The following is a 24,465-nucleotide window of genomic DNA, read 5'->3' as shown; positions in this document are numbered from 1 at the left end:
TTTTTGAATTACCAATCTTTTTCGGTTTGAACTGGTTTTCCTTGGCCTTGTTTGGCTTTTACTTTATCTTGAATTTTCTTTTCTTCGTTGTTTACAGCGTCCAAAAGGTTTTCTAAACGATCTTTAGAAATTCCACCAGGTTTGGGTTTGGGTTGCCCTTGTTGGTCTTGATTTTTGCTGTTTTTCTGCTCATTTTGTTTAGGATCTTGTTTTTTGTCCTGATCGCCTTTATCGTCTTTTTTGTCTTTGTCCTTATCTCCGTCTTTCTTGTCGTCTTTTTTATCTTTATCCTTGTCCTTGTCTTTTTTATTATCCTTATCGTTTTTCGGCGGATTGTCTTTTAGCATTTTTTTGGCCAAAGCATAATTGTAACGCGTTTCCTCGTCTTCTGGATTGCAGCGCAAGGCGTTTTTGTAGGCTTCAACAGCTTCGGCATAATTTTTATCTTTCATAAAAGTATTCCCCAAGTTGTGCAATATTTTATGCTTTTGCGATTTTACTTTGGCTTTGCGTAGTGCTTCAACGTAGGCGTATTGTGCTTCGGCATTTTGGTTTTGCTTGTAAATGGCATTACCTAAATTGTAGGGAGCCACCGTTCGGTTAGGGAATTTAGATTGTGAAATTCTATAATTTGCCTCCGCTTCTACAAACTTTTTTTCTGAAAACTCTTCATTGGCTTTTGGCAAAGCTTTGTCTTTTTGCTGAGCAAATAAGCCCCCTAGCCCCAAAAGGGAAAACAAGAAAAGGAATATGAAATATTTTTTAATCATTTGTAATTTTGTATTTTATCACTTTCAAGTACATTTATCAACTTCACATTGAGAGGTTAAAAAATTTATTTCTCGTTAAACAAATTCAATTTTTTTACCCAACTTGTTTTGCGCTCTAATAGAAAAACATCCACCAAAAGCAACAGAAAACCAATCGCCAAAAACCATTGAAATTGAGATTGATACTCTGCCATTTCAGTTGCTTCAAATTCTGTTTTTTGGATTTTATCCAAAGTGTTTTTTACGAATTCCAACACTTCTTTAGTATTCGCGCCGTGTACATAATTCCCATTCGTTGCTTTTGCAATACTTTTCAAGCTTTCTGGATTCAATTTTGTGATTACAACTTGATTGTCTTTGTCTCTTTTATAGCTTTCAATCACACCATTTCGACGCAAAGGAATCGTACCACCCTTCTCCGTACCAACACCAATCGTGATGATTTTCATACCGATTTTATTGGCTTCTTCTGCGGCGCTTTCGGCTCCTTCTGAATGGTCTTCTCCATCCGAAATCATAATCATCAGCTTGCTTGTTTTGCTTTTTTCGTCAAAATAAGTAGCCGATAATTTAATCGCTTCGTCTAAAGAAGTTCCTTGAGACGAAACAATGTCGGTATTCATACTTTGCAAAAACATCTTCGCCACACCGTAATCTGAGGTGATTGGCAATACTGGAAAAGCACTTCCTGCATAAGCCACAATGCCAATGCGGTCACTCCCGAGTTGATTGATAATTTGCGATACAATTTGCTTGCTCTTTTCTAAACGACTAGGCGCGATATCCTCTGCCAGCATACTTTTAGAAACATCGACCGCAAAAACAATATCAATACCTTCGCGCTTCACCGTTTCCATTTTGGTTCCAATTTTAGGATTTACCAAACCTAAAATCAAGGATGCAAAAGCCAGTATTATAACAATTAGTTTCAATACCGATTTAAAACTAGAGCTATCTGGACTCAACTTTTGCACCATTTCAACCGAACCAAATTCGCGTTGTTTTTTTCTTTTCCAATACAAATTGTACAAGAAAACCACTACCAAAAGAGGCAATAGAATGAGTAGGTATAAATATTTTTTTTCGTCTAATTCCATTTTTTATTTAAATTCCAAAAATTAAATCCCAAATTCCAATTGGGAGTGTAACTACTCCGAAATAAATTCCATCCATTGGAATTTGGAGTTTTAAAAAAAAGATTTTTGTTTTATTTAAAACAATCCTTTTTAAATCAATATTTTAAATAAAACTTCTGTATACTGTATTTCTCAAACCAACTTCAATGAGGAGCAATAGTCCCGCTAACAAAACAAATGGTCTAAACTTTTCGTCATAATCATAGAACTTCAACTCTTCTATTTCTGTCGTTTCGAGTTTATTGATTTCGTTGTAAATCTGTGCTAATTTGTCGTTGCTCGTCGCTCTAAAATATTTACCATCCGTTTTTCGGGCAATATTTTTCATCAATTGCTCGTCAATTTCTACTTTCATCATTTGGAACAAAAAGCCTCCGTTCGGTGCGATAGCATAAGGAAACATTGCCATTCCATTTGTTCCAATACCGATAGTGTAGACTTTGATTCCATATTGTCTAGCAATATCTGATGCGGTTTCTGGCTCAATAAAACCAGCATTATTTACTCCGTCCGTCAATAGAATAATGACTTTACTTTTGGCCTTGCTGTCTTTCAAACGGTTTACAGCGGTCGCCAATCCCATACCTATTCCAGTTCCGTCTTGCAAAACGTTGTCGTATTTTATGCTTTTGATGGCTTCTTGAACAATGGCTTTATCACTAGTTACAGGAGTTTTAGTGTAGGATTCGGCAGCATAGACTACTAGACCAATACGGTCATTGGGTCTTTCGTCAACGAAACTCGCCGCCACACGTTTTAAAGCTTCCATACGGTTGGGCTTTAAATCTTTGGCCAACATACTTCCTGAAACGTCTATTGCCATAACAATATCAATTCCTTTGGTGGTTTTGGTTCTATTGCTTACATCGACTGTTCTTGGTCTAGCCATTGCGATTATCAACGACGCTAATGCCAAAATTCTAAACACGCTCAAATACGGTTTCAACAACACCCAAAATGATTTTTTGCCTTGAAAACCGGCTGTAGAACTCACTTTAAGCGAAGCTACTTGCTGGTTCTTTTTCCAAAACAACCAAGCAATAACCACTGGTAGTAACAAGAACAACCAAAAAAACTCAGGATTTAAAAAAGTGATTTTTTCCATTAATTTCTTGTTAGTTTTAATTCAACAGAATTCAAAATACGTTCTGCTATTTTTATAGCGTACTCATCTCCTTCTTCGTGTAAAATCATAATTTGTTGCAATCCGCCATTTTGACTAAATAATAATATCTCATAATACAATTTCGTACTGCTATTGGATTGATCATCAACTTTCGAGAATGTTCCGTAACCTTTGATTCCTTTTAATCCTTCAGGAGTTTCAAAATCCTCTTGTTTAACGAGCATATTTTGAGCGCCTTGTAATTCCATCATTTTTATAGAACCTTCGAGGGCTTTTGACAAATCGAGGGCATTTTCTTGTTTGAAACTATAAGTAGACACCATCAAATAGAAATCTCCTAAAAAGCTTCCATAACCAAAGGATTGCATATCTTTAATTAATGCCAAACCTTCTTTTGGTAATGCTTTTTTCAAATCGACACGCGTTAATACTTCTGGAGTTTCAATGATTACACCTGGATTTCCGTATTGACTTTTCACCCATTCTCCTTCCAATAATTCTTTGGTTTGATGTCCGATAATAGAATGTACCGTGTACATAAATCCTTTGGTCACCACAAAAAACAAGAATACTCCAACTACAATTCCTACACCCACACCAACATAAGTTCTGATTTTGGCTTTGCGTTCTTTTTCTAATTGCAGTTGTAACTGTTTTTGTTTTTGAGCTTCGTTCAACACATTTTCCTCTTCAGATTCTACTACAACAGGTATTGCATTATCAAGGGTTAAAATCGCTTTTTGAATTTTGTTTCTATCCTCGGTAATTTCGAAATCTAGGGGTTTAGATTTCGCAAATTTTACCAAATCCGCTTGTTTCAAAACACGTTCTAAGTTATCGATTGTTTCTTGTGACAACTTCATTTTCTTTTTCTGAGAAGCCGCTTTTAGTCCTGCAACTAATTCCGCTGTGGTGCTTTCCATTGCTGGAATGGCTATGGCTTCTTCGATATAATTTCTAGCAATATCGGTCAATTCACTATAATATGCTTTCACATCGCCTTTTTGCCAAAGCTCTTTTTGCTCCAAGGTATTCAATAAACTGGTGGCTTTTTCGATAGGCGTTTTGTAAACAACAACTTCTGGTGCAACTGTTTTTTTACGAATTTTGAAGTACCAATAGGCTACTGCCCCAACGATAACAAGAGATATCAAAAGATACAACCACCAATTGCCCCAAGAATTTTGTGCTTTGATGATTCCTTTGATGTCGTACATTTTTTGTTTTAAAGTATCGACAGCAACATCGGCTACTTCGACTTTGATAGAATCCGAGAAAAAGGGCTTTTTGTCGATTAAAATTTTAACCGAAGGAATGGTATATTTTCCAGAATCAAACTGAGTCAAACCGTATTTTTTAATCAACTCTAATTGGTCATTTTTTTTAACCGTATCAATTGGATAGGATTCGATAACTTCTAATGGTCCAATATTTTTTAGGTTAGGAAAAGCAACCTTTGAAGTAGTTTTTACCGTAGTCTTTAGAGTTAGTTTAAACTCCGCGCCAATTTTATTTTTGGTGGTGTCTATAGACGTGAGCACTTGTTTTTGCTGAGCAAAAAGAGAAGTCGATAGCGCTATAAATAATAGGTAAAGTTTAATTTTCATTTGTTTTTAACTTTAACCCTTACAGAGTTTAAACTCTGCAAGAATTAGTTTAACGAGATTTAAAATAACTCAATAGTTTAGTCACGTAACTTTCATCAACTCTAGTGTTCACAACTCCTGAGCCTGACTTACGAAAGGTTTCCTTAAAATAATTCACTTTATCTTGATAGTGCTTTTCATAATTCATTCGAACTGTTTTTGAACCTGTATTGATTAATTGAGTTCGTCCTGTTTCGGCATCGAGCATCGTCACCATTCCTAAATTGGGCATTTTTTCTTCGCGAATATCGTACACTCGTATTCCAGTAATATCGTGCTTTTTGGAAGCAATCTTCAGGGTTTGCTCGTAGTTTTCACACATAAAATCAGAAATCATAAACACAATCGCTTTCTTTTTTTGAGTGCTTGATAGAAATTTCAAGGCTTGAGCAATATCCGTTTTGTGACTTTTAGGCTCAAATTCGATGAGTTCACGTATCAAACGCAAAACGTGAGAACGCCCTTTTTTGGGTGGAATGTACAATTCTATTTCGTCAGAAAACAAAATCAAACCTATTTTGTCATTATTTTGAGTGGCCGAAAAAGCCATAGTAGCGGCAATTTCAATGACAATTTCTTTTTTGAACTGAGTGGTAGAGCCAAAATTTTCAGAACCCGAAATATCGACCATTAACATCATTGTCAATTCGCGCTCTTCTTCAAAAACTTTTACGTGGGCTTCGTTGTAACGGGCAGTTACATTCCAATCGATTGCGCGAATGTCATCACCATATTGGTATTGACGCACTTCGCTAAACGTCATTCCGCGGCCTTTGAAAGAGGTATGATACTCACCAGAGAAGATATGATCACTCAATCGTCTGGTTTTGATTTCTATTTTTCGTACTTTTTTTAAAAGCTCTTTTGTATCCATTTATTAAGTGATTAGTGATTAGTAATTAGTGAATAGTAAAAGCTAATTACTAGTCACTAGTTACTAGTCACTTTTTAGGGTACTTCGATTTCGTTTACGATTTTGTTGATGATGTCTACCGAAGTTACGTTTTCAGCTTCGGCTTCGTAGGTTACACCGATACGGTGACGCAATACATCGTGAACCACTGCGCGAACATCTTCTGGAATTACATAGCCACGACGTTTGATAAACGCATAACATTTAGCAGCATTGGCCAAGTTGATACTTCCACGAGGCGAAGCTCCAAAACCAATCAAAGGTTTTAAGTCAGCTAGTTTATATTTCTCAGGGTAACGCGTTGCAAAAATGATATCCAAGATATATTTTTCTATTTTTTCGTCCATATACACTTCACGAACTGCTTCTTGCGCACGTAAAATTTGTTCTACAGAGACTACTGGATTTACTTTTTCGTAGCTTCCTTTTAAATTTTGACGAATTACATAGCGTTCGTCTTCCATTTTAGGATAGTCAATTACTGTTTTAAGCATAAAACGGTCCACTTGAGCTTCTGGCAACTGATACGTTCCTTCTTGCTCAATTGGGTTTTGTGTGGCCAATACCAAAAAGGGTTTGTCTAATTTGAAGGTAGTATCACCAATGGTTACTTGCTTTTCCTGCATCGCTTCTAGCAAAGCTGATTGTACTTTTGCAGGTGCACGGTTAATCTCATCGGCAAGCACAAAATTGGCAAAAATTGGTCCTTTTTTGATAGAGAATTCATTTTGCTTGATGTTATAAATCATTGTTCCAATAACATCGGCAGGCAATAAATCCGGGGTAAATTGTATTCTGCTAAAAGAACCTTGAACGGCTTGTGATAGGGTATTGATGGCTAATGTTTTGGCTAATCCTGGCACTCCTTCTAACAGAATGTGTCCTTGACCTAAAAGCCCGATTAGCAATCGCTCTACCATGTGTTTTTGTCCCACAATAACTTTGTTCATTTCCATTGTAAGCAAATCTATAAAAGCACTCTCCCTTTCTATTTTCTCATTGATTGCTCTAATGTCTAAAGTTGTTGTATTTTCTTCCATTGTTTAGTTTTTATTCTCTTTGATATTTGTCCCTTGTTTTGATGGTGCAAATTGAATTTTTTTTTACACGTTTGGTGTTAAAAAATGGTTAAAAGTTCGGAAGATTCCAGAATTTTAAGTAAGAATTATGATACTATCTATTAAAATTTAAGAACTTTGAAAAAATTACTTTATTTCCAAAGTTAAATTACATTTTAATCACATTTTAAGCATGACTAAATCTTCATTATCCCCTATTATTGCTGGTGCGATGAATTGGGGCGTTTGGGACAAAAATCTCAAAACAAAAGAGATGGAAAATCTCATTCACATCTGTTTTGAAAACAAAATAACCACTTTTGACCACGCCGATATTTACGGCAGTTATACCACTGAAGCACAGTTTGGAAAAGCCCTTTCGAATTCAAAAATTAAAAGAGAGCAAATTCAATTGATTTCGAAATGTGGGATTCAAATGCTGGCCGAAAAAAGAAACAACACCATCAAACATTATGATTATTCGAAAGACTATATTCTATGGTCTGTAGAAAACTCTTTGAAAAACCTAAAGACGGATTACCTTGATGTCCTTTTATTGCACCGACCAAGTCCGTTGATGCAAGCCGACGAAATTGCTGAAGCGGTTGAAAAGTTAAAATCCGATGGAAAAATTATTGATTTTGGAGTGTCGAATTTCACCAGTTCACAAACGGAATTGATTCGACAAAAAACACCGATTTCGTTTAACCAAATTCAATTTTCGGCGACGGATTATCAGCCGATGCTTGACGGCAGCTTGGATTATATGCAATTGCACCAAATTCGTCCGTTGTGTTGGAATCCGCTAGGAAGTGTTTTTCGTCAAGAAAATATGCAAACTTTCCGCTTGCGTAAATTATTGGCGACGCTGGTTTCTAAATATGAAATTGGTGCCGACACGATTTTATTGGCTTGGATTTTAAAACACCCTGCTCATATTGTTCCAATTGCGGGAACGGTAAATGTGGCTCGTATTCAGGCGTTGATGAAAGCTACTGAATTACAATTGTCGCAAGAAGATTGGTTTGCGATTTGGACAGAAAGTATGGGTAACGAAGTTCCTTAATTGTAACTATTGAAAATGATTCCAAAAAGGTAATTTGTTGCCTTTTAACCCCGATAGGAGCGGCATCCTTTTTTTATAAACCTGACAGGTGTTAAAACCTGTCAGGTTTATAAAAAAAGATATAGCGGATAGCGGGACTTTGTCTCCTGATAATTCCCTTTGTTACTGTTCCTGAAAATTCTAAAACTCTTATCCAATTACATTTTATGATAAAAACTGCCTTAATTACAGGTGCTACCAGCGGTATCGGAAAAGCAACCGCAAAATTACTGGCTCAAAACAATTTTAAAATTGTGCTTTGTGGCCGAAGAAAAGACCGATTGGAAGCTTTGGAAAAAGAACTGAGTGCCTTTACTGCTGTTCATCATTTGTGTTTTGATGTTCGAGATAAAAAAGCGGTTTTTGAAAGCATTGCGTCTTTGCCGGAAGCCTTTGCGGATATTGACATTTTGGTAAATAATGCTGGAAATGCACACGGTCTTGATTCCATACAAAATGGTGACATAGACGATTGGGAGGCTATGATCGATATTAATGTCAAAGGATTGCTGTATGTTTCTAAAGCGATTATTCCAAAAATGATTGCCAAAGAATCTGGGCATATCATCAACATTGGTTCGATTGCGGGGAAGGAAGTGTACCCGAATGGCAATGTGTATTGTGCTTCAAAATATGCGGTAGATGCGCTCAATCAGAGTATGCGAATCGATTTGAATCCTTACGGAATTCGTGTTGGGGGCATTCATCCAGGAATGGTTGAAACGGAGTTTAGCGAAGTGCGTTTTAAAGGTGATACTGAACGCGCTGCCAACGTTTATAAAGGTTTAACACCTTTACGACCTGAAGATATTGCGGATATTATTCACTTTGTGGTGACACGACCTTATCACGTCAACATCGCTGACTTGATTGTGTATCCAACCGCTCAGGCTTCGCCAACAATTGTAAAAAGGAATTAACTATTTTTAATGTAGTAGAACTATCTATCTTTAGTTGCATTCAAAAAAAGCTAGGTAGTTCTTTTTCTTTACTATACCATCAAAAAAGTGTACTTTTAGGAACCCAAAGTCCATAAAAGACAACCTTAGTTATGATTAATAAACGCTTGCTTATTAAGAACCTATTGGCTCATAATGATGAGAGCAGTTTTTATGACAAAAAAAGACAATTGAATCTGCATTCTAGAGAAGGGAAAGCCAAATTTTTGAAACACATTTGCGCTTTATCCAACTCCAATCCTACCAACAATTCATACATAGTCGTCGGCGTTGAAGACCAAGATAATGCCATTGTAGGCGATGATTTTTTTGACGATAGTCGGATTCAGAATTTGGTGAATGCCTTTCTAGAAAATCCTCCTCAGATTCAGTATGAAAATGTGCCTTTCCCCAATTTACCTAAGGACAAAGTAATAGGCCTTGTCACTATTAAACCCAATCCGAAGACCTCTTTCTTCAAAAAAGGAATTCATACCATACTTGCCAATACGGTTTTTATAAGAAGAGGAAGCAACACACTCCCGATAGAAGGCGAAATAGAACGCAACTATCAAAATACAGAAACGGTTATTGGGATTGAAAACAATTCACGCAACAGTATAGCATATACATTAGATGGTGTGATTGATTTTATGAATTTTCGTCATAAAGATATGTCTCCTAAATACAAAGTTTTCAAGGAATTGTTCGTGATTTGCTGGGCGGGAATAACAAAACATTACAAAGGTAAAACCTATTTGTCGAGAGTAGACATAGCCCTTATCAACGAGCAAATTAAGCTGTTTTACTCTGCTCAAGATGTGGTAGAAATTACATTTGACGAGGATACCTTTACGATTATTGAATATGTGCCTTTAGGTTTGAATGACAAAACCAGTTATTATCCTTTGGAAAAACAAACCTTGCGTTTTCACGATAATGGCTATTACAAAATCGATAGGGATTTTCTGTTTGAACCTCCCGAATTCAACACCAAAATGTTGTATCACATCTACAATGCAAACGGCGCCTTACTACATAAACTCGAAAAAGGACAAGTACTTAACGATAGAGAATTAAAAGACTTAGAAAACTTACCTTCAACCTTGATGATTTGCTACCTCAACGGATTTGAGGAAGCCAAACAAAAATTAATTGATGCCAAAGCGGTTCTTAAACCTTTTCCACAAGTGTATTTGTCTTTTAAAGAAGCGCTAAGAATTTTGAGAAAAATGAAGTATGATAAAATTCATTTAGAATAATTAATTTCTCAATATGAACCTTTGTTTTTTTACTTTTTTCCAAGCTTGTAAACTATAAATCTTCTAACTAAAACCGTTTGCTAGCATTTCTTGTTTTTTTAAACAAAAAACATATATTCAAAAAAATAGCTACTTTATATTCAATATTTTATCCTTTTTACATCACAATACCACAAAATATCAACTTTTTATTGACTATATTTTTTTTATCAAAAAAAAGCAATTACTGGTATATTTTTCTATGTTTGCACTTCCTTAACATTATTTTAACCAATTATGAATTCATCTTTTATTGTCTCTGATGAATCTTTGATCCTATCACAAATTGCTCTTGGCAACGAATTGGCTTATACTCAAATGGTGGGAAAATATTGGAAAAAAGTTGTGCTTCACGCCTTAAGTTTTGTTAAATCATATCCTGTTGCCGAAGAATTAGCGCAAGATGTATTTATTATGATTTGGGAAAAAAGAGAGAAATTAAACCACATTCAAAACTTTGACAATTATCTTTTTATTGTAAGTCGAAATTTGATCATATCTCACATCCGAAAAAAATTAATCGAAACCGCTTCTTTAAAAGAAGAAAAATTACAAGAATTATTTCTCAAACCCGACAATCAATACGAACTCGAAGAACTCAATTCGATCATTCTTCAAGGAGCTAATTTATTGACCGATCCCCGAAAAACTATCTTTATTCTAAGCCGATTAGAAGGTAAAGACACAGACTATATTAGCAAAGAATTGGGTCTTGCCAAAAGAACCATTAGATGGCATTTACTAGAAGCACTCAATTTTTTAAGAATCCATATTAACAGTCAATATGGCTGGTGTTTTTGGTTACTTTTTACACTTTCTATATTTTTTTTCACAAAAAAATAAGCTAATAATCAGGCTTTTATAAAATATTTTTATTTTTTTTCACTTTTTCATTGCCACTTATGCTAGTCAATCTCGTCTTTAGGATTAGAAGGGTTGCTATGCGTCCTAAACTATAAAACTATGTATCAAAAAGAAGTCTTCAAAAAACTAATGCGACACTATGTATCAGGAGAAATTACCCCTGAAGGTAAGGCGCGTTTACTTCAAATGATAGAAGATCCGCAATACGCCAAAGATTTGGACACTATCCTTCGAAAAAATTATGATCAAGTCCAAACTAGTGAAGCAGAAACCCTTTCTACGGAAACTTTTATTCACTCTTTAAGAGAAAGAATGAATTCAAACTCAAAACAAGAGGAAGAGCAAGAAGAAGAAATTGTAACACCTTTGTTCAATTGGAGAAGAATTGCTGCTGCAGCAAGTGTCCTCTTGGTGTTAGGAATAGGTTTTTACAAATACACTCAAAAAACTGCAACACCTACAATTGTAGCTACAGAGAAAAACATAATCACACCCGGAACTTCGGGAGCAATACTTACATTGGCCGACGGATCTCAAATTGTACTCGATAGTGTAGCCAATGGTGTTTTGGCTAATCAAAACAGTACTGTAGTATCTAAAAAAGATGGCACTTTAGTTTACTCTGGCGGAAACGCCAATACAGCAGCCAAAAACAGTATGATAACTCCAAGAGGAAGACAATATCAATTGGTGCTTTCTGACGGTACCAAAGTCTGGCTCAATGCTTCGTCATCTATCACATTTCCTACCACTTTTATTCATAAAGAGAGAAGAGTTGCCATTACAGGAGAAGCTTACTTTGAAGTTGCCAAAGATAAAAATCATCCCTTTATAGTTACCGCAAATGACATTGAAGTAAAGGTATTAGGAACTCACTTTAACATCAACAGTTATCACGAAGAAAAAAGTACAAAAACCACACTTTTGGAAGGAAGTGTACTCGTAAGTAACAAAAAAGAAAAGTCACTTTTGGAACCCGGACAACAAGTCACGCAATCAAACACAGGAACTTTAAGTGTAAAAAAACTTGAAAACCTAGACGAAGTAATGGCTTGGAGAAAAGGCTTGTTTTACTTTAGCAATACGAGTCTAGAAAATGTGATGCAACAAATAAGCAGATGGTATGATGTAAACATTGTTTTTGAAAAAGGTGTGCCTGCGCGCAGTTTTGATGGCGAAATCAGTCGAGAGTTAAATTTAGATGAAGTATTAAAGATTTTAGAAACCAATAACATTCATTTTAAAATAGAAGGAAAAACAATAAGGGTTCTACCCTAAAAAAGTTTGATTTGTGATTCAAAAAAAAACCAGCAAATGTTGGAAGCATTGCTGGCCTATTCTTCGCGAAAAGAAAATTAAAATTGGAAAACAAATCAATAACCAAGCACGGAAATTTTATTATTAACCAAATTCATTACAAAAGTATGAAATTATTACCAAAATGCAAGTCAAGAAATTCTTGGCTCACCCCTAAATTCTGGAAAGTTATGAAGTTATCAACTGTTTTGATAATTGCTTTTACCCTTCACCTTTCGGCAGCTGTTTCTTCACAAACTATTACCTTCTCTGGTAAAAAAATGCCTGCTAAAAAAGTATTGAACATTATCAAAGAGCAAACCAATTATGTTTTCTTTTATGATGTTGCTATTTTAAACAAAATTGAACCCGTTTCTTTAGAAGTAAAAAATGCTACTATAGAAAATGTATTACAGAAAGTATTTAAAAATGCGCCCGTAAAATGGATCATTCAAGGCAATATTATTTCATTAGTTCCAAAACCAGAAAATAAAACCATTCCTTCAAAATCCCTTGAGGTCGAAAAAAAGATCAGAGGAAAGGTAGTAAACGAAAAAGGGGAACCATTACCTGGCGTAAACATTCTAGTGAAAGGCACTAAAATCTCTATACAAACTGATTTTGACGGTTCCTTTGTACTTTCCGTTCCAGACACTGCCACTGAATTGCTAGCCACCTATATAGGTCTTCAAGATCAAGTAGTAAAAATTGATGGCGACAAAGATATTTTGATTGTATTAAAAGAAATTGGCCAACAAATGAACGAGGTAATCGTTGTAGGATATGGTTCTCAAAACCGTAGAGCCGTAACTACTTCGGTATCAAAATTAGACAAAAAAGTGTTGGAAAACGTTCCGTATTCCAATGTTACTCAAGCCTTACAAGGAAACGTAAGTGGGGTTATTGTTCGTACCGCATCAGGGCAACCTGGTAAAGCTTCAAACATTTTGGTTCGTGGTGGAACTTCGATAGACAATCCAGCAGGCGCCACTCCTTTGTATATTGTTGATGGGGTAATTCGTTTACAAATAGACGATATTAACCCAGCAGATATTGCCTCATTGCAAGTATTAAAAGATGCTGCTTCTACATCTATTTATGGAGCAAGAGGTTCTAATGGGGTAATTATAATCACTACTGCAAACGGAAAACCTGGAAAAACAAAAATTTCGTATGGGTATTCTACTCAATTCAGCCAAGTGGCTAAAAAATATGATTTTCTTGGAGGTGAAGACTTTATTAGATTGTCAAGATTAGGAGTGAAAAATGCTGCAGATATCTTAGGAGGCAATCGCCCAAATGCAAGAGACAATCAATTGTCTGGCGCGACACCTTATGGAACGGGTAACAACCTAACATCGGGTACACCTTTTGCAAGTTTACTCAAATCGAGTTTAACACCAAATGAAATTACAACTTTACAGGCCAAAGGTTGGCAAGAAATGGTAGACCCGCTTAACACTGCCAACATCATTATGTACAAAAGCACAAATTGGAACGATGTTTTGTTTCAAAATGCTATTACACAAAATCATAACTTAAACTTTAGTGGCGGAAATGACCAAGCCTTGTTCGATTTGAGTTTAGGCTATTTAAAAGGAGATGGAGTTACGATTTTTACAGGCTATGAGCGTTTTACTTCCAAAATGAATGCTTCCTTTACTTTAGCAGACAATTTTACACTTAATGGAAAAATGTTGTATGCTAGATCCAACAACAATCAAGTAGTGAGCAATAGTGTGGTGTTTAATCGTTATTTAGGAAATGCGCCTACTACTAAATTTTTATTAGAAGATGGCTCCTTAGCTCCAGGTCAAAACAACATCAATGGCAATCCATTGTACCAAATGGGTAAAGTAAAAGGAATCAACGAAAACGAAAAATTGCAATTAGCTGTTGATGGTGATTTGAGAATTACCAAAGATTTGAATTTTGTGCCTTCGATGTCCTTGTATAGCGAAAACAACTCTGGTAATTTGTTTCAACAAGCTTTCTTGAGCGGAACTGGTGTATTAGATAATACAAGAAATGCTTCACAGTTTAATAATCGCTATTTTCAGACACAATTTGAAGGTGTTTTCACCTATAAAAAAGAACTTGAAGCCATTGGTAATTTCGAAGCAAAATTAGGGGCATCAAACTACAATAGAACAATAAAAGCTTTCAATGCCGCTGGTAAAGGAGGTGCTTCAGACCTAACCGAAACGCTAGATTCTTCTCCAATTCCTGTATCTGTATTTGCAAACAATACCAAACTTGTTATCAACGGAGCATTTGGACGATTGAATTACGATTATAAAGGCAAATATTTATTTACGGGTTCTTTCCGTTATGATGGTGCTTCAAGTTTAGGTCCAGATAATAAATTTGGATTCTTTCCGGGTGTTTCTGTAGGATGGAATGCTCACGAAGAAGGATTCTGGCAACACGTACCAAAAATTGTTTCTTCACTAAAAGTAAGAGCCAGCTATGGAGTGAATGGTAATCTTGGTACACTAGGCGATTTTCAAGCTGGTGGATTATACTCTGGTTCTACCAACGGTTTAGCGAATAATTACAACGGACAAGCTGCCATTGTAAACTCTCAAATTGCCAATCCTGGATTGAAATGGGAACAATCAAAAACAAATAATATTGGTTTCGATTTAGGTATTCACGAAGACAAAATCCGCGTGATTGGAGATTTCTACAACAAACTTACTACCGATTTGTTAACCAATTTGACCTTGCCTTCTAACAGCGGATTCTCTACCGTTTTGACCAATTTAGGAGCTTTAAGAAGTAAAGGATTCGAAATGGAAATTAACGCCGCTATTTACAATAAAGAAGATCTTAAAATAAATGCTGGTTTCATTATCTCTCACAACGTAAATACCATAGAAAAACTACCCTATAATGGAAACTTGAACAACCGAATTGGAGGAACTCAAGTTTGGGACGAAAAAACCAAATCCTATGTTTATGTGGGAGGATTACAAGAAGGTCAACGAATTGGTGATTTTTATGCGCATAAGCAAATCAAAATCTTATCTACTCAAGCAGAAGCGGATGCGTACAATGCCATCTACAGAGACACCTATGTTACTAAAACGTCTGCAACAGGTGGAAATCCTAATGGTATAAAATTACCAGGTGACGCTATCTTCGAGGATACTGACGGAAACAAAATAATTGATAGCAAAGACCGTAAATTTATGGGGAATATGTTCCCAAAATATGTAGGAGGTTTCAACTTTGATGTTAGTTACAAAGGCTTTTCTTTGAACGTACGAACAGACTACTCTTTGGGCGCAACCATCTATAACGAAGCCAGAGCCCGTTTCGTTGGTCAATTTCAAGGAAACTATGGTTTAATTGCTGAGAGTTTACAATCTTGGCAAAAAGAGGGAGATATTACCAATGTACCTCGTTACCGTTGGGCGGATCAAACCAATCAAAACAACCTTTTCCGTTCTGAAGCAAGTGGAGCTGCTTACAACACCAATATGTTTCAAGGTAACAGCCGTTATTACGAAAGTGGAGACTTCTTGTGTTTAAGGGAAATAACTTTAGGATACAATGTTCCCAAAACATTCATTGAAAAAATCAAACTTTCTTCAGCTAGAGTGTATGTTACAGGAAGCAACTTGTACTATTTTACGAAGTATAGCGGATTAAGCCCAGAAGTACAAGGAATTGATGGAGGATCTAGCCAAGGACTCAATTCTGCAGGAGCAACAGGTACCTATCCAGTTCCAAGAAATATCATTTTTGGAATCAATATTAGTCTGTAATTTTAAAATCAATACCATGAAAAATAAACATATCCTATATATATTTTTAGTTGCAGGACTTACCCTTTTTGGATCTTGCGCTGATGATTTAGACCTTCAATCTGAAAGTAGCATCACCTCAGATGCCTTTTGGAAAACCGAAGACGATGCCAAAGCTGCTGTGAATGGCTTATACTACAGTTTTAGAACTCAAACGCAACAAAATTACTATTTGTTGGGAGGAGCTCGCAGCGCAGAGATTAAAGGTGGTGTTCAATCGCCTTTGAATCTCGCTAATTATTACAACAACAACCTCAATGCTCAAAATATTGATGTAGACTGGAGCGGATTGTACACTGTAGTGCAACAAGCCAATTTGATATTAAAATATGTACCAAATATTACGTTTAGTCCTGCAACGGCTAAAGAACAAAAACGTTATTTGGCTCAAGCCTATACTATGAGAGCTTTGGCTTATTTCATTATGGCACGCTCTTGGGGTGGTGTTCCTATTGTAACAACTCCAACTGAAAATACCAATCAGAACGAGTACATTATTCCTAGAAACACAATTGAAGAAACTTTTGCTTTTATTAAATCGGATTTAGAATTCGCATTGAATAATTTTCCTGATGACACGAACAACAAGGTACAATTATCAAAATCAGCTGCCAATGCTTTAAAAGCCGATGTTTATCTATGGACAGCTAAGCAATTGGGAGGGGGAACAACAGATTTGAATGTAGCACTTACAGCTATAAATGCCATCACTCCACAAACTTTGTTACCCAATTTTAAAGACATCTTTAGCTACACGAATAAAGGAAATGCTGAAATCGTATTTGCCATTCGCTATTCTTTGACTGATGTTACTTCAAATTTACAAGACAATTGGAATTCTTTTATGTATGTGGGTCCAGCGGACTTTTCTGGTGCGACTGCCTCAGCAGCTACTGCTCTGTTCGGGACTTTAGGTTCTGGTTCTGGAAACGCAGGGATTTCTAGAGTACAGCCCGATACTTCTCGCTTTACTTTTTCGGCTACAGACACTAGAAAAGATGCTACTTTCTTAACCTTAAGAAATACTGCCAATACAGCCGATGTAGTGACTGGTTTAATGAAGTATAACGGTACAGTTGATGGATCTTTAAGAAGATTTACTAGTGATATCATCATCTACAGATGGGCAGATATTCTTTTGATGAAGGCCGAAATCAAAAACGCTTTGGGTCAAGATCCAACCACCGAGATGAATCTTGTTATGCAACGAGCAGACGCAACTGCTTCATTCACTAATGGCACTCAAGCCGCAAACGACGATGCCATATTGAATGAACGTTTAAAAGAATTAGCTTTTGAAGGAAAAGCTTGGTGGGATTTGGTACGTTTTAACAAAACATCTTGGGTACCATCAATGGCTGGGAAATCCATCTTATTCCCAATTTCTCAAAACACCATCAACTACAATCCAAAGATTAAACAAAATTAAGGACTGCTAAACCCTTTTTTACTGAAAAATGACTGAGTCGACTATGAATATAGTTCGGCTTGGTCTTTTACACTCCATTATTAAGATTAAAAAAATCATGAAAACAACTCATTTACAAGGGCTTATAGCCGCTCCATTTACTCCTTTTGATGCTAATGGTCAATTAGATTGTAGTCGCATACCCGAATATTATTCTTTTTTAAAACGCAATAAAGTTACCGGTGTTTTTATCAACGGATCTACAGGAGAAGGTGTTTCATTAACACTAGAAGAAAAAAAAGCGGTTGCACAAGCTTGGGCCGATTGTTCTAATCACGATGCTGATTTTAAGGTAATGGTTTTCCTAGGCGGTACCTGCTTAAACGATTGTATTGATTTGGCCAAACATGCTTATGAAATAGGGCTTTATGCTGTTTCGCTGACGGCTCCATTTTACTTCAAACCTGCCAATGTAGAGATGCTGGCACAAGCTTGTATTATGGTAGGTGAAAGTGTGCCAAATATGCCTTTGTATTACTATCATATTCCAGTATTAACTGGAGTAAACATTCCAATGTTTGATTTGGTACAAGCCTTGGATGGTAAACTCGACAATTTTGCAGGAATAAAATACACACACGAAGATTTTATGGACTTTCAAAGCTGTATGAGTTATAAAGAAGGAAAATATGACATGCTTTGGGGACGTGATGAAAATATGCTTTCAGCTTTAGTATTAGGAGCAAAAGGAGCCGTAGGAAGTACCTTTAATTATGCAGCGCCTTTATACCATGATTTAATAGCAGCCTTCGAAACCAACAACCTAATAAAGGCTAGAGAATTGCAGCAAAAATCCATCAATATGATTCGATTGCTAGGAAAATATGGCGGAATTTCTGTTGGAAAATCATATATGAAAGTCACAGGATTAAACCTAGGAGATTTCAGATTACCCGTAAAAAACATGACCTCATCCCAATTTGAAGACTTTCAAAAAGATGTGCAAAGTTTAGATTTTAAAAGCTTTAAATCGAATTAATAGCGTCGATTAAAAATGAAAACGATAAGAAATCAACTCTTTTGTTTCACACTAATCCTAATAATCATGCCAAATAGCGCTTCACTTTTTGCTCAAACAAAACAAAATCCTAACATAGAATGGGAAACAGCAGCACAAATGCAAGACCATGAAGGAAAGCCATTACTAGGTTTTGCAGGTGCCATAAACGGCGTACACAAAGATGCTTTTATTGTGGCGGGTGGTGCAAATTTTCCTGAAAAAATGCCGTGGGAAGGAGGAACCAAAAAGTACTATAACACCATACAACTACTTGAAAAGAAAGGCAAGAATTATGTTTGGAATTCCGAAATTGATTCATATTTGCCCGAACCTATAGCCTATTGTGGTGTTACTTCTACAGACTTAGGAGTGGCTTATGTGGGAGGAGAAAATAAAAATGGTTATTCTAAAAAAGGATATCTTTTAAAATGGGGAAAGGCAAAAAATGAAGTCACTTTCTATCATCTTCCAGATTTGCCCAAAGCACTATCAAACATCGCTTTAAGCAATTACGAAAAAGTACTGTATGCCGTAGGTGGAGATGAAACACAAAATTCCTCCAAAGATTTCTATAGCTTAAACTTGAATGAAACGCATTTGCAATGGAAAAGATTGGCCGATCTTCCTTTGGCATTAGCCAATGCTACTGCGGTAGTCCAAGAGACAAAGGAAGGTCCGTGTCTTTTTGTTTTTGGAGGAAGAACCAAAACAGTTTCAGGAATTAGCGAATTACACAGTACTTCTTTTTCATACAACTTCAACCAGCAACAATGGAAAGAAGTAGCCTCTATAAATGACGGAAAAACAATTATGAATTATTCCGCAGGAGCTGCTGTTCCTCTAGGCAAAAGTAAAATTCTACTTCTAGGTGGTGACAACGGTGAAATTTTTCATCGAATAGAAACCTACTTATCAAAAATAGCTCTTGCCGAAACTACAAAGGAGAAAGAAGTATTAATAGCCAAAAAAAACGAACTCGTTACCCAGCATCAAGGTTTTTATAAAGGAGTTCTAACCTACGACACGATTACTGATTCTTGGGAAAAAATAGCTGAATTACCCTTCCTTACTCCTGTAACTACCAATGCCTGTTTGTGGGAAGAAGCTATTGTTTTATCCAATGGCGAGATAAAACCTGGTGTTCGAACACCTAACATAATGATTGGAAAGATAACAGAATAAAATCAATAGCTCTTCTACAAAGAAGTTTCGTGATTTATAAAATACAGTAATGATTCTTTTATGAAATCGCCATAAACAAAAGGTTTGTTGCAAACAAACTCCTATAAGTAAAAGGCGATACCATATATGACCGCTGACAAATAACTTTTACATATATGAAAAACTCAAAATATTATCCTTGGATAGTGGTAGCCCTTCTCTGGTTTGTGGCATTGCTCAATTATATGGACAGGCAAATGCTCGCCACGATGCGACCCTCTATGGAACAAGACATCCCTGAATTGGTTTCTGGAGAAAATTTTGGTCACTTAATGGCCATCTTTCTTTGGATCTATGCATTGATGAGTCCTATATCGGGCATTATTGCTGATAAAATGAACCGAAAATGGTTAATTGTAGGCAGTTTGTTTGTTTGGTCATTAGTAACATATGCTATGGGATATGCTACAAGTTATCAACAAGTCTATTGGCTAAGAGCCTTAATGGGAGTTAGCGAAGCATTGTACATACCAGCGGGATTGTCCCTTATTGCCGATTATCATCAACAAAAATCCAGATCCTTGGCCATCGGAATTCATATGACAGGTCTTTATGTGGGATCGGCTTTAGGTGGTTTTGGTGCTACCATTGCCGGCGCTTACTCTTGGCACACTACTTTTCACTATTTTGGATTGATTGGCATTGTGTATGCAGTGATTTTAATCTTCTTTTTGGCTGAAATAAAAATTACTACACGTACCAAAACTGAAATAAAAAATGACTCTCCTTCAGAAAAAATAGCCGTTTTAAAAGGATTAGCATTACTCTTTTCTAATCTTTCCTTTTGGATTATTCTCTTCTTTTTTGCTACGATAAGCCTACCGGGCTGGGCCACTAAAAATTGGTTGCCCACTTTACTTTCTGAAAATTTAGGAATCGCCATGGAACAAGCTGGACCATTGGCTACCATAACCATCTCCATTTCCTCATTACTTGGAGTACTCTTTGGAGGAGTACTTTCGGATAGATGGGTACAAAAAAACATTAAAGGAAGAATTTATACCAGTGCCATTGGATTGAGTTTAACCATCCCAGCCTTGTTATTCATTGGATTTGGAAATTCAATCGTGGCTATTGTTTGTGCAGGTCTTTGTTTTGGTGTAGGATATGGTATGTTCGATGCTAATAATATGCCCATCCTCTGTCAGTTTGTATCCTCAAAACACAGAGCTACTGCTTATGGTGTTTTAAATATGACAGGCGTAGGTTGTGGCGCTATAGTAACTTCTGTTTTAGGAAAATATGCTGACGATGGAACTCTAGGTTTTGGCTTTGCAATGATGGCTGCTATAGTCGTTTTGGCTTTGCTTGTACAGCTTAGCTTCTTACAGCCTGAGGTTAATGATTTTTGTGAAGCCTAAATAATATCGTATTTGATTTGAATTGTTAAGTTGAAATTTGGTTGTTGCATCTACTGAGGCGAGATTCACTTTTCGTCTCGGTAGATTATTTTAAAAAAAACTATGCTTTCTATGAAAAAATCATATTGTCTATTTTTCCTACTGCTGTTTTGGTACATTGATGTGAGTTTCGCACAAACCAAAGTGGCTTGTATGGGCGATTCTGTTACGGCAGGGTATTTATTAGGGAATCCAACATCGGAGGCCTATCCGTCTGTCTTACAATCCTTATTGGGAAAAGAGTATGAGGTAAAAAACTTTGGTCATAGTGGTGCAACACTTTTAAAGAAAGGACACAAACCCTATTTTAAAACCAACGAATACAAAGAAGCAATCGCCTATCGTCCAGATATTGCTATTATCCATTTGGGACTCAACGATACCGACCCTCGAAATTGGCCCAATTACAATCAAGATTTTCAAAGCAACTATAGTGAACTAATAACCAATTTAAAGCAACAAAATCCAAAAATAAAAGTATTCATCTGCAGGATGAGTCCAATTTTTAACGAACATCCTCGTTTCAAATCGGGCACAAGAGAATGGTTTTGGGAAATCCAATCACAGATCGAACACGTTGCCCAAGCAAATGAAGTTTCGTTAATTGATTTACACGAAAAGTTATCCTCACGCCCAGACCTTTTCCCAGATGCTTTACATCCTTCCAAAGAAGGCGCTACGATTTTGGCGACTACAGTATATTCCGCCATCAGTGGCAACTTTGGCGATTTGGCTTTGGCGCCTGTTTTTACAGACAATATGGTTTTGCAACGCCAACAACCTATTCCTATTTATGGAAAAGCCAATGCGGGAGATCAAGTTGAAGTGGTGTTTCATTCTCAAAAAAGAACTGTAGTAACCGATGTTAATGGCAAATGGAAGGTTCAATTTCCGGCTATGCCTCATGGAGGACCATTTGAAATACAAGCAAAAACCAAAACTAAAAGTATTACTTTGAAAAACATCCTCTTAGGTGATGTTTGGTTGTGCTCTGGACAATCCAATATGGCGTTCCCACTCAAAAAATCAGAAAACGGAAAAGCCGAAGTTGCATTAGCGAAAGCCAATACACAATTGCGTTTTTTTCATTACCAACCCATACAAGAAACCAATGAATTCGCTTGGGACTCTCTAACCTTGGCCAAAACCAATCAACTGAATTATTTCTCAGGAAATTGGACAGTATGCGACTCTGTTACAGCCAAAGATTTCTCGGCAATTGCCTATTACTTCGGGAAAAAAATTATCCAAGAGGAAACCATCCCTATCGGGTTGATACAAGTAGCCGTGGGTGGCTCTCCCATTGAATCTTGGATAGATCGTTACACTTTGGAACACGACAACAAAGCAGTAGATGTTTTGTACAACTGGCGCAAATCAGATTTTTTGATGCCTTGGGTAAGAGAAAGAGCCGATATAAATTTAAAAAATAGTACAAATCCCAAACAGCGTCATCCCTACGAACCCTGCTACAATTTTGAGGCAGGAATTAAAAACGTTACATCCTTTCCTATCAAAGGGGTACTTTGGTACCAAGGCGAAAGCAATGCACACAATACCAATTGGTACGAACATTTGTTTCCGATAATGGTAGCAAGTTGGCGTAAGGCTTGGAAGGCCAATTTCCCTTTTTATTTTGTACAACTTTCTAGCATCGATCGTCCTTCCTGGCCAGAATTCAGAGCGATGCAAAGTAGCTTGTCTTTAAAAATACCCAATTGTGCTATGGCAGTAAGTATGGATTATGGTGATGAAAAAGACGTACATCCAATACAAAAAAAAGAAATCGGTGACCGACTAGCCAGAATAGCTTTGAAGGAAACCTATAAAAAAGACATCGTCGCTTATGGACCAATACCCGTAAAAGTAACACTAAAAGACGATGCGTTATGGATTTCTTTTGCCTCTGTTAAAAAACTGATGACCAAAGAACAACAACCCCTAAAAGGATTTGAAATCGTATCAAAAACTGGGGAACACATAGCCGTTGAAGCGAAGATTATGGGCAATCAAGTGGTGATATTCCAACCGAAAGGAACAACTATTCAATCAGTATTGTATGCTTGGAAACCTTTTACAAATGCCAATTTAATCAATGAAGAAGGATTGCCTTGTTCCACTTTTTCGCTGGATGTTCTTTAGGCATATCCGAATTACGTAAGTGAATATAATCAAAAAAATAAATGACAATAATTAAATAATAAAAATGAGCTATTCAAAAACAGAACTTCAAAACTTAAAAGAATTTTATCAAAACCAATTATTACACGATACAATCCCTTTTTGGTTTCCTCGCTCGATAGACACCCAATTTGGCGGGTTCTTACTGATGCGTGATCACGATGGAAGTTTGATTGATGACGATAAAGCAGTCTGGATTCAGGGTCGCGCTTCTTGGTTATTGGCCACCCTTTATGCAACGGTTGAACCCAAAAAAGAATGGTTAGAGGCATCAAAATATGGGGTAGATTTTTTGAACAACTATTGCTTTGACAATGATGGACAAATGTTTTTTCACGTCACTCGCGAGGGACAACCGATTCGAAAAAGACGGTATTTCTTTTCGGAAACCTTTGCAGTGATTGCTATGGCAGCTTACGCAAAAGCGAGCGGGGATGAAGCTGTTGCTGAAAAAGCTCGTTTTTTATTTGGAAAATGTATAACATACGCAACAACTCCTGGGTTATTACAACCCAAATATACCTCAACCCGACCATCCAAAGGGATTGGAGTTCCTATGATTATGATCAATACAGCTCAACAATTACGAGAAACGATTGGTGATCCTCGCTGCGATGAATGGATTAGTAAATGGATTGATGAAATTGAACGCGATTTTGTAAAAGATGACATTCGATGTGTAATGGAACAAGTGGCACCCGACGGAAGTATCATCGATCACATTGATGGTCGCACCCTAAATCCCGGTCATGCAATCGAAGGTGCTTGGTTTATCTTGCACGAAGCCAAATACCGCAACAACGATCCCCATTTAATTGACTTAGGCTGCAAGATGCTAGATTATATGTGGGAACGCGGATGGGATAAAGAACATGGAGGCATTCTTTATTACAAAGATGTGTACGATAAACCCGTTCAAGAATATTGGCAGGACATGAAATTCTGGTGGCCTCATAACGAAGTAATTATCGCTACTTTATTAGCTTTCACGATGACAGGAAATGAGAAATATGCACAATGGCACAAAATGGTGCATGAGTATGCCTATGAAAAATTCCATGATGCTCAAAATGGCGAATGGTTTGGTTACTTACATCGCGACGGAACCATTGCTCAAACCGCCAAAGGAAACTTGTACAAAGGGCCATTCCATTTACCCCGACAAGAATGGTATTGCCTTCAGATTTTAGAGGAGTATTTGAAAAGATAGGTCTTTTATCCAGAATCAAC

18 protein-coding genes are annotated in these 24,465 nt (G+C 36.6%); 12 read left to right on the top strand and 6 right to left on the bottom strand.

What is annotated here, in order from left to right:
• Positions 1-8: 8 nt before the first annotated feature.
• The 6 genes from ACZ1AQ_RS14010 to ACZ1AQ_RS13985 form a co-directional block, all read right to left on the bottom strand.
• Positions 9-770 (bottom strand): tetratricopeptide repeat protein, encoded by a 762-nt coding sequence (locus ACZ1AQ_RS14010; protein ID WP_489633488.1) that lies wholly within the window; start codon positions 768-770, stop codon positions 9-11.
• A gap of 65 nt (positions 771-835) precedes the next feature.
• Positions 836-1,867 carry a vWA domain-containing protein gene (locus ACZ1AQ_RS14005; protein ID WP_489633487.1) on the bottom strand — a complete coding sequence of 344 codons (1,032 nt, stop codon included), beginning with the start codon at positions 1,865-1,867 and terminating at the stop codon, positions 836-838.
• Positions 1,868-2,009: 142 nt separating this feature from the next.
• Positions 2,010-3,011 (bottom strand): vWA domain-containing protein, encoded by a 1,002-nt coding sequence (locus tag ACZ1AQ_RS14000; RefSeq protein WP_489633486.1) that lies wholly within the window; start codon positions 3,009-3,011, stop codon positions 2,010-2,012.
• Complete coding sequence (locus ACZ1AQ_RS13995) at positions 3,011-4,639, bottom strand: hypothetical protein (RefSeq protein ID WP_489633485.1); 1,629 nt, start codon at positions 4,637-4,639, stop codon at positions 3,011-3,013. The genes ACZ1AQ_RS14000 and ACZ1AQ_RS13995 overlap by 1 nt, the downstream gene beginning before the upstream one ends.
• A gap of 49 nt (positions 4,640-4,688) precedes the next feature.
• Positions 4,689-5,552, bottom strand: coding sequence for a DUF58 domain-containing protein (locus ACZ1AQ_RS13990; RefSeq protein WP_342692159.1), 864 nt, complete (start codon positions 5,550-5,552; stop codon positions 4,689-4,691).
• 74 nt (positions 5,553-5,626) lie between these two features.
• Complete coding sequence (locus ACZ1AQ_RS13985) at positions 5,627-6,631, bottom strand: AAA family ATPase (RefSeq protein WP_159688622.1); 1,005 nt, start codon at positions 6,629-6,631, stop codon at positions 5,627-5,629.
• 211 nt (positions 6,632-6,842) lie between these two features.
• On the opposite strand from ACZ1AQ_RS13985, the gene ACZ1AQ_RS13980 reads away from it, so the two are divergent.
• The 12 genes from ACZ1AQ_RS13980 to ACZ1AQ_RS13925 all read left to right on the top strand — a co-directional run bounded on the left by ACZ1AQ_RS13980 (position 6,843) and on the right by ACZ1AQ_RS13925 (position 24,445).
• Positions 6,843-7,715 (top strand): aldo/keto reductase, encoded by an 873-nt coding sequence (locus tag ACZ1AQ_RS13980; RefSeq protein ID WP_489633484.1) that lies wholly within the window; start codon positions 6,843-6,845, stop codon positions 7,713-7,715.
• Positions 7,716-7,921: 206 nt separating this feature from the next.
• Positions 7,922-8,674, top strand: coding sequence for an SDR family NAD(P)-dependent oxidoreductase (locus ACZ1AQ_RS13975; protein WP_489633483.1), 753 nt, complete (start codon positions 7,922-7,924; stop codon positions 8,672-8,674).
• A 131-nt stretch (positions 8,675-8,805) separates the two neighbouring features.
• Positions 8,806-9,954 (top strand): ATP-binding protein, encoded by a 1,149-nt coding sequence (locus ACZ1AQ_RS13970; RefSeq protein ID WP_489633482.1) that lies wholly within the window; start codon positions 8,806-8,808, stop codon positions 9,952-9,954.
• 276 nt (positions 9,955-10,230) lie between these two features.
• Complete coding sequence (locus tag ACZ1AQ_RS13965) at positions 10,231-10,836, top strand: sigma-70 family RNA polymerase sigma factor (RefSeq protein WP_489633481.1); 606 nt, start codon at positions 10,231-10,233, stop codon at positions 10,834-10,836.
• Positions 10,837-10,956: 120 nt separating this feature from the next.
• Positions 10,957-12,135: a FecR family protein gene (locus ACZ1AQ_RS13960; protein WP_489633480.1), complete on the top strand. Its 1,179-nt coding sequence runs from the start codon at positions 10,957-10,959 to the stop codon at positions 12,133-12,135.
• A gap of 146 nt (positions 12,136-12,281) precedes the next feature.
• Positions 12,282-15,926 carry a TonB-dependent receptor gene (locus tag ACZ1AQ_RS13955; protein WP_489633479.1) on the top strand — a complete coding sequence of 1,215 codons (3,645 nt, stop codon included), beginning with the start codon at positions 12,282-12,284 and terminating at the stop codon, positions 15,924-15,926.
• A gap of 16 nt (positions 15,927-15,942) precedes the next feature.
• The gene (locus ACZ1AQ_RS13950) at positions 15,943-17,394 is read left to right on the top strand and encodes a RagB/SusD family nutrient uptake outer membrane protein (protein WP_489633478.1); all 1,452 of its coding nucleotides are present in this window, start codon (positions 15,943-15,945) and stop codon (positions 17,392-17,394) included.
• A 97-nt stretch (positions 17,395-17,491) separates the two neighbouring features.
• Positions 17,492-18,412, top strand: coding sequence for a dihydrodipicolinate synthase family protein (locus tag ACZ1AQ_RS13945; RefSeq protein ID WP_489633477.1), 921 nt, complete (start codon positions 17,492-17,494; stop codon positions 18,410-18,412).
• A 15-nt stretch (positions 18,413-18,427) separates the two neighbouring features.
• The gene (locus ACZ1AQ_RS13940; protein WP_489633476.1) at positions 18,428-19,615 is read left to right on the top strand and encodes a galactose oxidase; all 1,188 of its coding nucleotides are present in this window, start codon (positions 18,428-18,430) and stop codon (positions 19,613-19,615) included.
• Between the two features lie 155 nt (positions 19,616-19,770).
• A complete protein-coding gene (locus tag ACZ1AQ_RS13935; protein WP_489633475.1) occupies positions 19,771-21,015 on the top strand; it encodes an MFS transporter in 1,245 nt (414 codons plus the stop codon).
• Between the two features lie 111 nt (positions 21,016-21,126).
• Complete coding sequence (locus tag ACZ1AQ_RS13930; protein ID WP_489633474.1) at positions 21,127-23,196, top strand: GDSL-type esterase/lipase family protein; 2,070 nt, start codon at positions 21,127-21,129, stop codon at positions 23,194-23,196.
• A 64-nt stretch (positions 23,197-23,260) separates the two neighbouring features.
• Complete coding sequence (locus ACZ1AQ_RS13925) at positions 23,261-24,445, top strand: AGE family epimerase/isomerase (protein ID WP_489633473.1); 1,185 nt, start codon at positions 23,261-23,263, stop codon at positions 24,443-24,445.
• Positions 24,446-24,465 lie beyond the last annotated feature (20 nt).

The organism is Flavobacterium sp. UM26 (assembly GCF_057922445.1).
The sequence above is the reverse complement of the archived record's forward strand: the minus strand, read 5'-3'. Positions and strand labels throughout refer to the sequence as shown.

Excerpts from the sequence above, each read along its gene's own strand:
- ACZ1AQ_RS13960 (WP_489633480.1), top strand. The coding sequence starts at position 10,957 with ATGTATCAAAAAGAAGTCTTCAAAAAACTAATGCGACACTATGTATCA.
- ACZ1AQ_RS13955 (WP_489633479.1), top strand. The coding sequence starts at position 12,282 with ATGAAATTATTACCAAAATGCAAGTCAAGAAATTCTTGGCTCACCCCT.
- ACZ1AQ_RS14005 (WP_489633487.1), bottom strand. The coding sequence starts at position 1,867 with ATGGAATTAGACGAAAAAAAATATTTATACCTACTCATTCTATTGCCT.
- ACZ1AQ_RS14000 (WP_489633486.1), bottom strand. The coding sequence starts at position 3,011 with ATGGAAAAAATCACTTTTTTAAATCCTGAGTTTTTTTGGTTGTTCTTG.
- ACZ1AQ_RS13930 (WP_489633474.1), top strand. The coding sequence starts at position 21,127 with ATGAAAAAATCATATTGTCTATTTTTCCTACTGCTGTTTTGGTACATT.
- ACZ1AQ_RS13945 (WP_489633477.1), top strand. The coding sequence starts at position 17,492 with ATGAAAACAACTCATTTACAAGGGCTTATAGCCGCTCCATTTACTCCT.
- ACZ1AQ_RS13990 (WP_342692159.1), bottom strand. The coding sequence starts at position 5,552 with ATGGATACAAAAGAGCTTTTAAAAAAAGTACGAAAAATAGAAATCAAA.
- ACZ1AQ_RS13980 (WP_489633484.1), top strand. The coding sequence starts at position 6,843 with ATGACTAAATCTTCATTATCCCCTATTATTGCTGGTGCGATGAATTGG.
- ACZ1AQ_RS14010 (WP_489633488.1), bottom strand. The coding sequence starts at position 770 with ATGATTAAAAAATATTTCATATTCCTTTTCTTGTTTTCCCTTTTGGGG.
- ACZ1AQ_RS13950 (WP_489633478.1), top strand. The coding sequence starts at position 15,943 with ATGAAAAATAAACATATCCTATATATATTTTTAGTTGCAGGACTTACC.
- ACZ1AQ_RS13970 (WP_489633482.1), top strand. The coding sequence starts at position 8,806 with ATGATTAATAAACGCTTGCTTATTAAGAACCTATTGGCTCATAATGAT.
- ACZ1AQ_RS13965 (WP_489633481.1), top strand. The coding sequence starts at position 10,231 with ATGAATTCATCTTTTATTGTCTCTGATGAATCTTTGATCCTATCACAA.
- ACZ1AQ_RS13975 (WP_489633483.1), top strand. The coding sequence starts at position 7,922 with ATGATAAAAACTGCCTTAATTACAGGTGCTACCAGCGGTATCGGAAAA.
- ACZ1AQ_RS13925 (WP_489633473.1), top strand. The coding sequence starts at position 23,261 with ATGAGCTATTCAAAAACAGAACTTCAAAACTTAAAAGAATTTTATCAA.
- ACZ1AQ_RS13995 (WP_489633485.1), bottom strand. The coding sequence starts at position 4,639 with ATGAAAATTAAACTTTACCTATTATTTATAGCGCTATCGACTTCTCTT.
- ACZ1AQ_RS13935 (WP_489633475.1), top strand. The coding sequence starts at position 19,771 with ATGAAAAACTCAAAATATTATCCTTGGATAGTGGTAGCCCTTCTCTGG.
- ACZ1AQ_RS13985 (WP_159688622.1), bottom strand. The coding sequence starts at position 6,631 with ATGGAAGAAAATACAACAACTTTAGACATTAGAGCAATCAATGAGAAA.
- ACZ1AQ_RS13940 (WP_489633476.1), top strand. The coding sequence starts at position 18,428 with ATGAAAACGATAAGAAATCAACTCTTTTGTTTCACACTAATCCTAATA.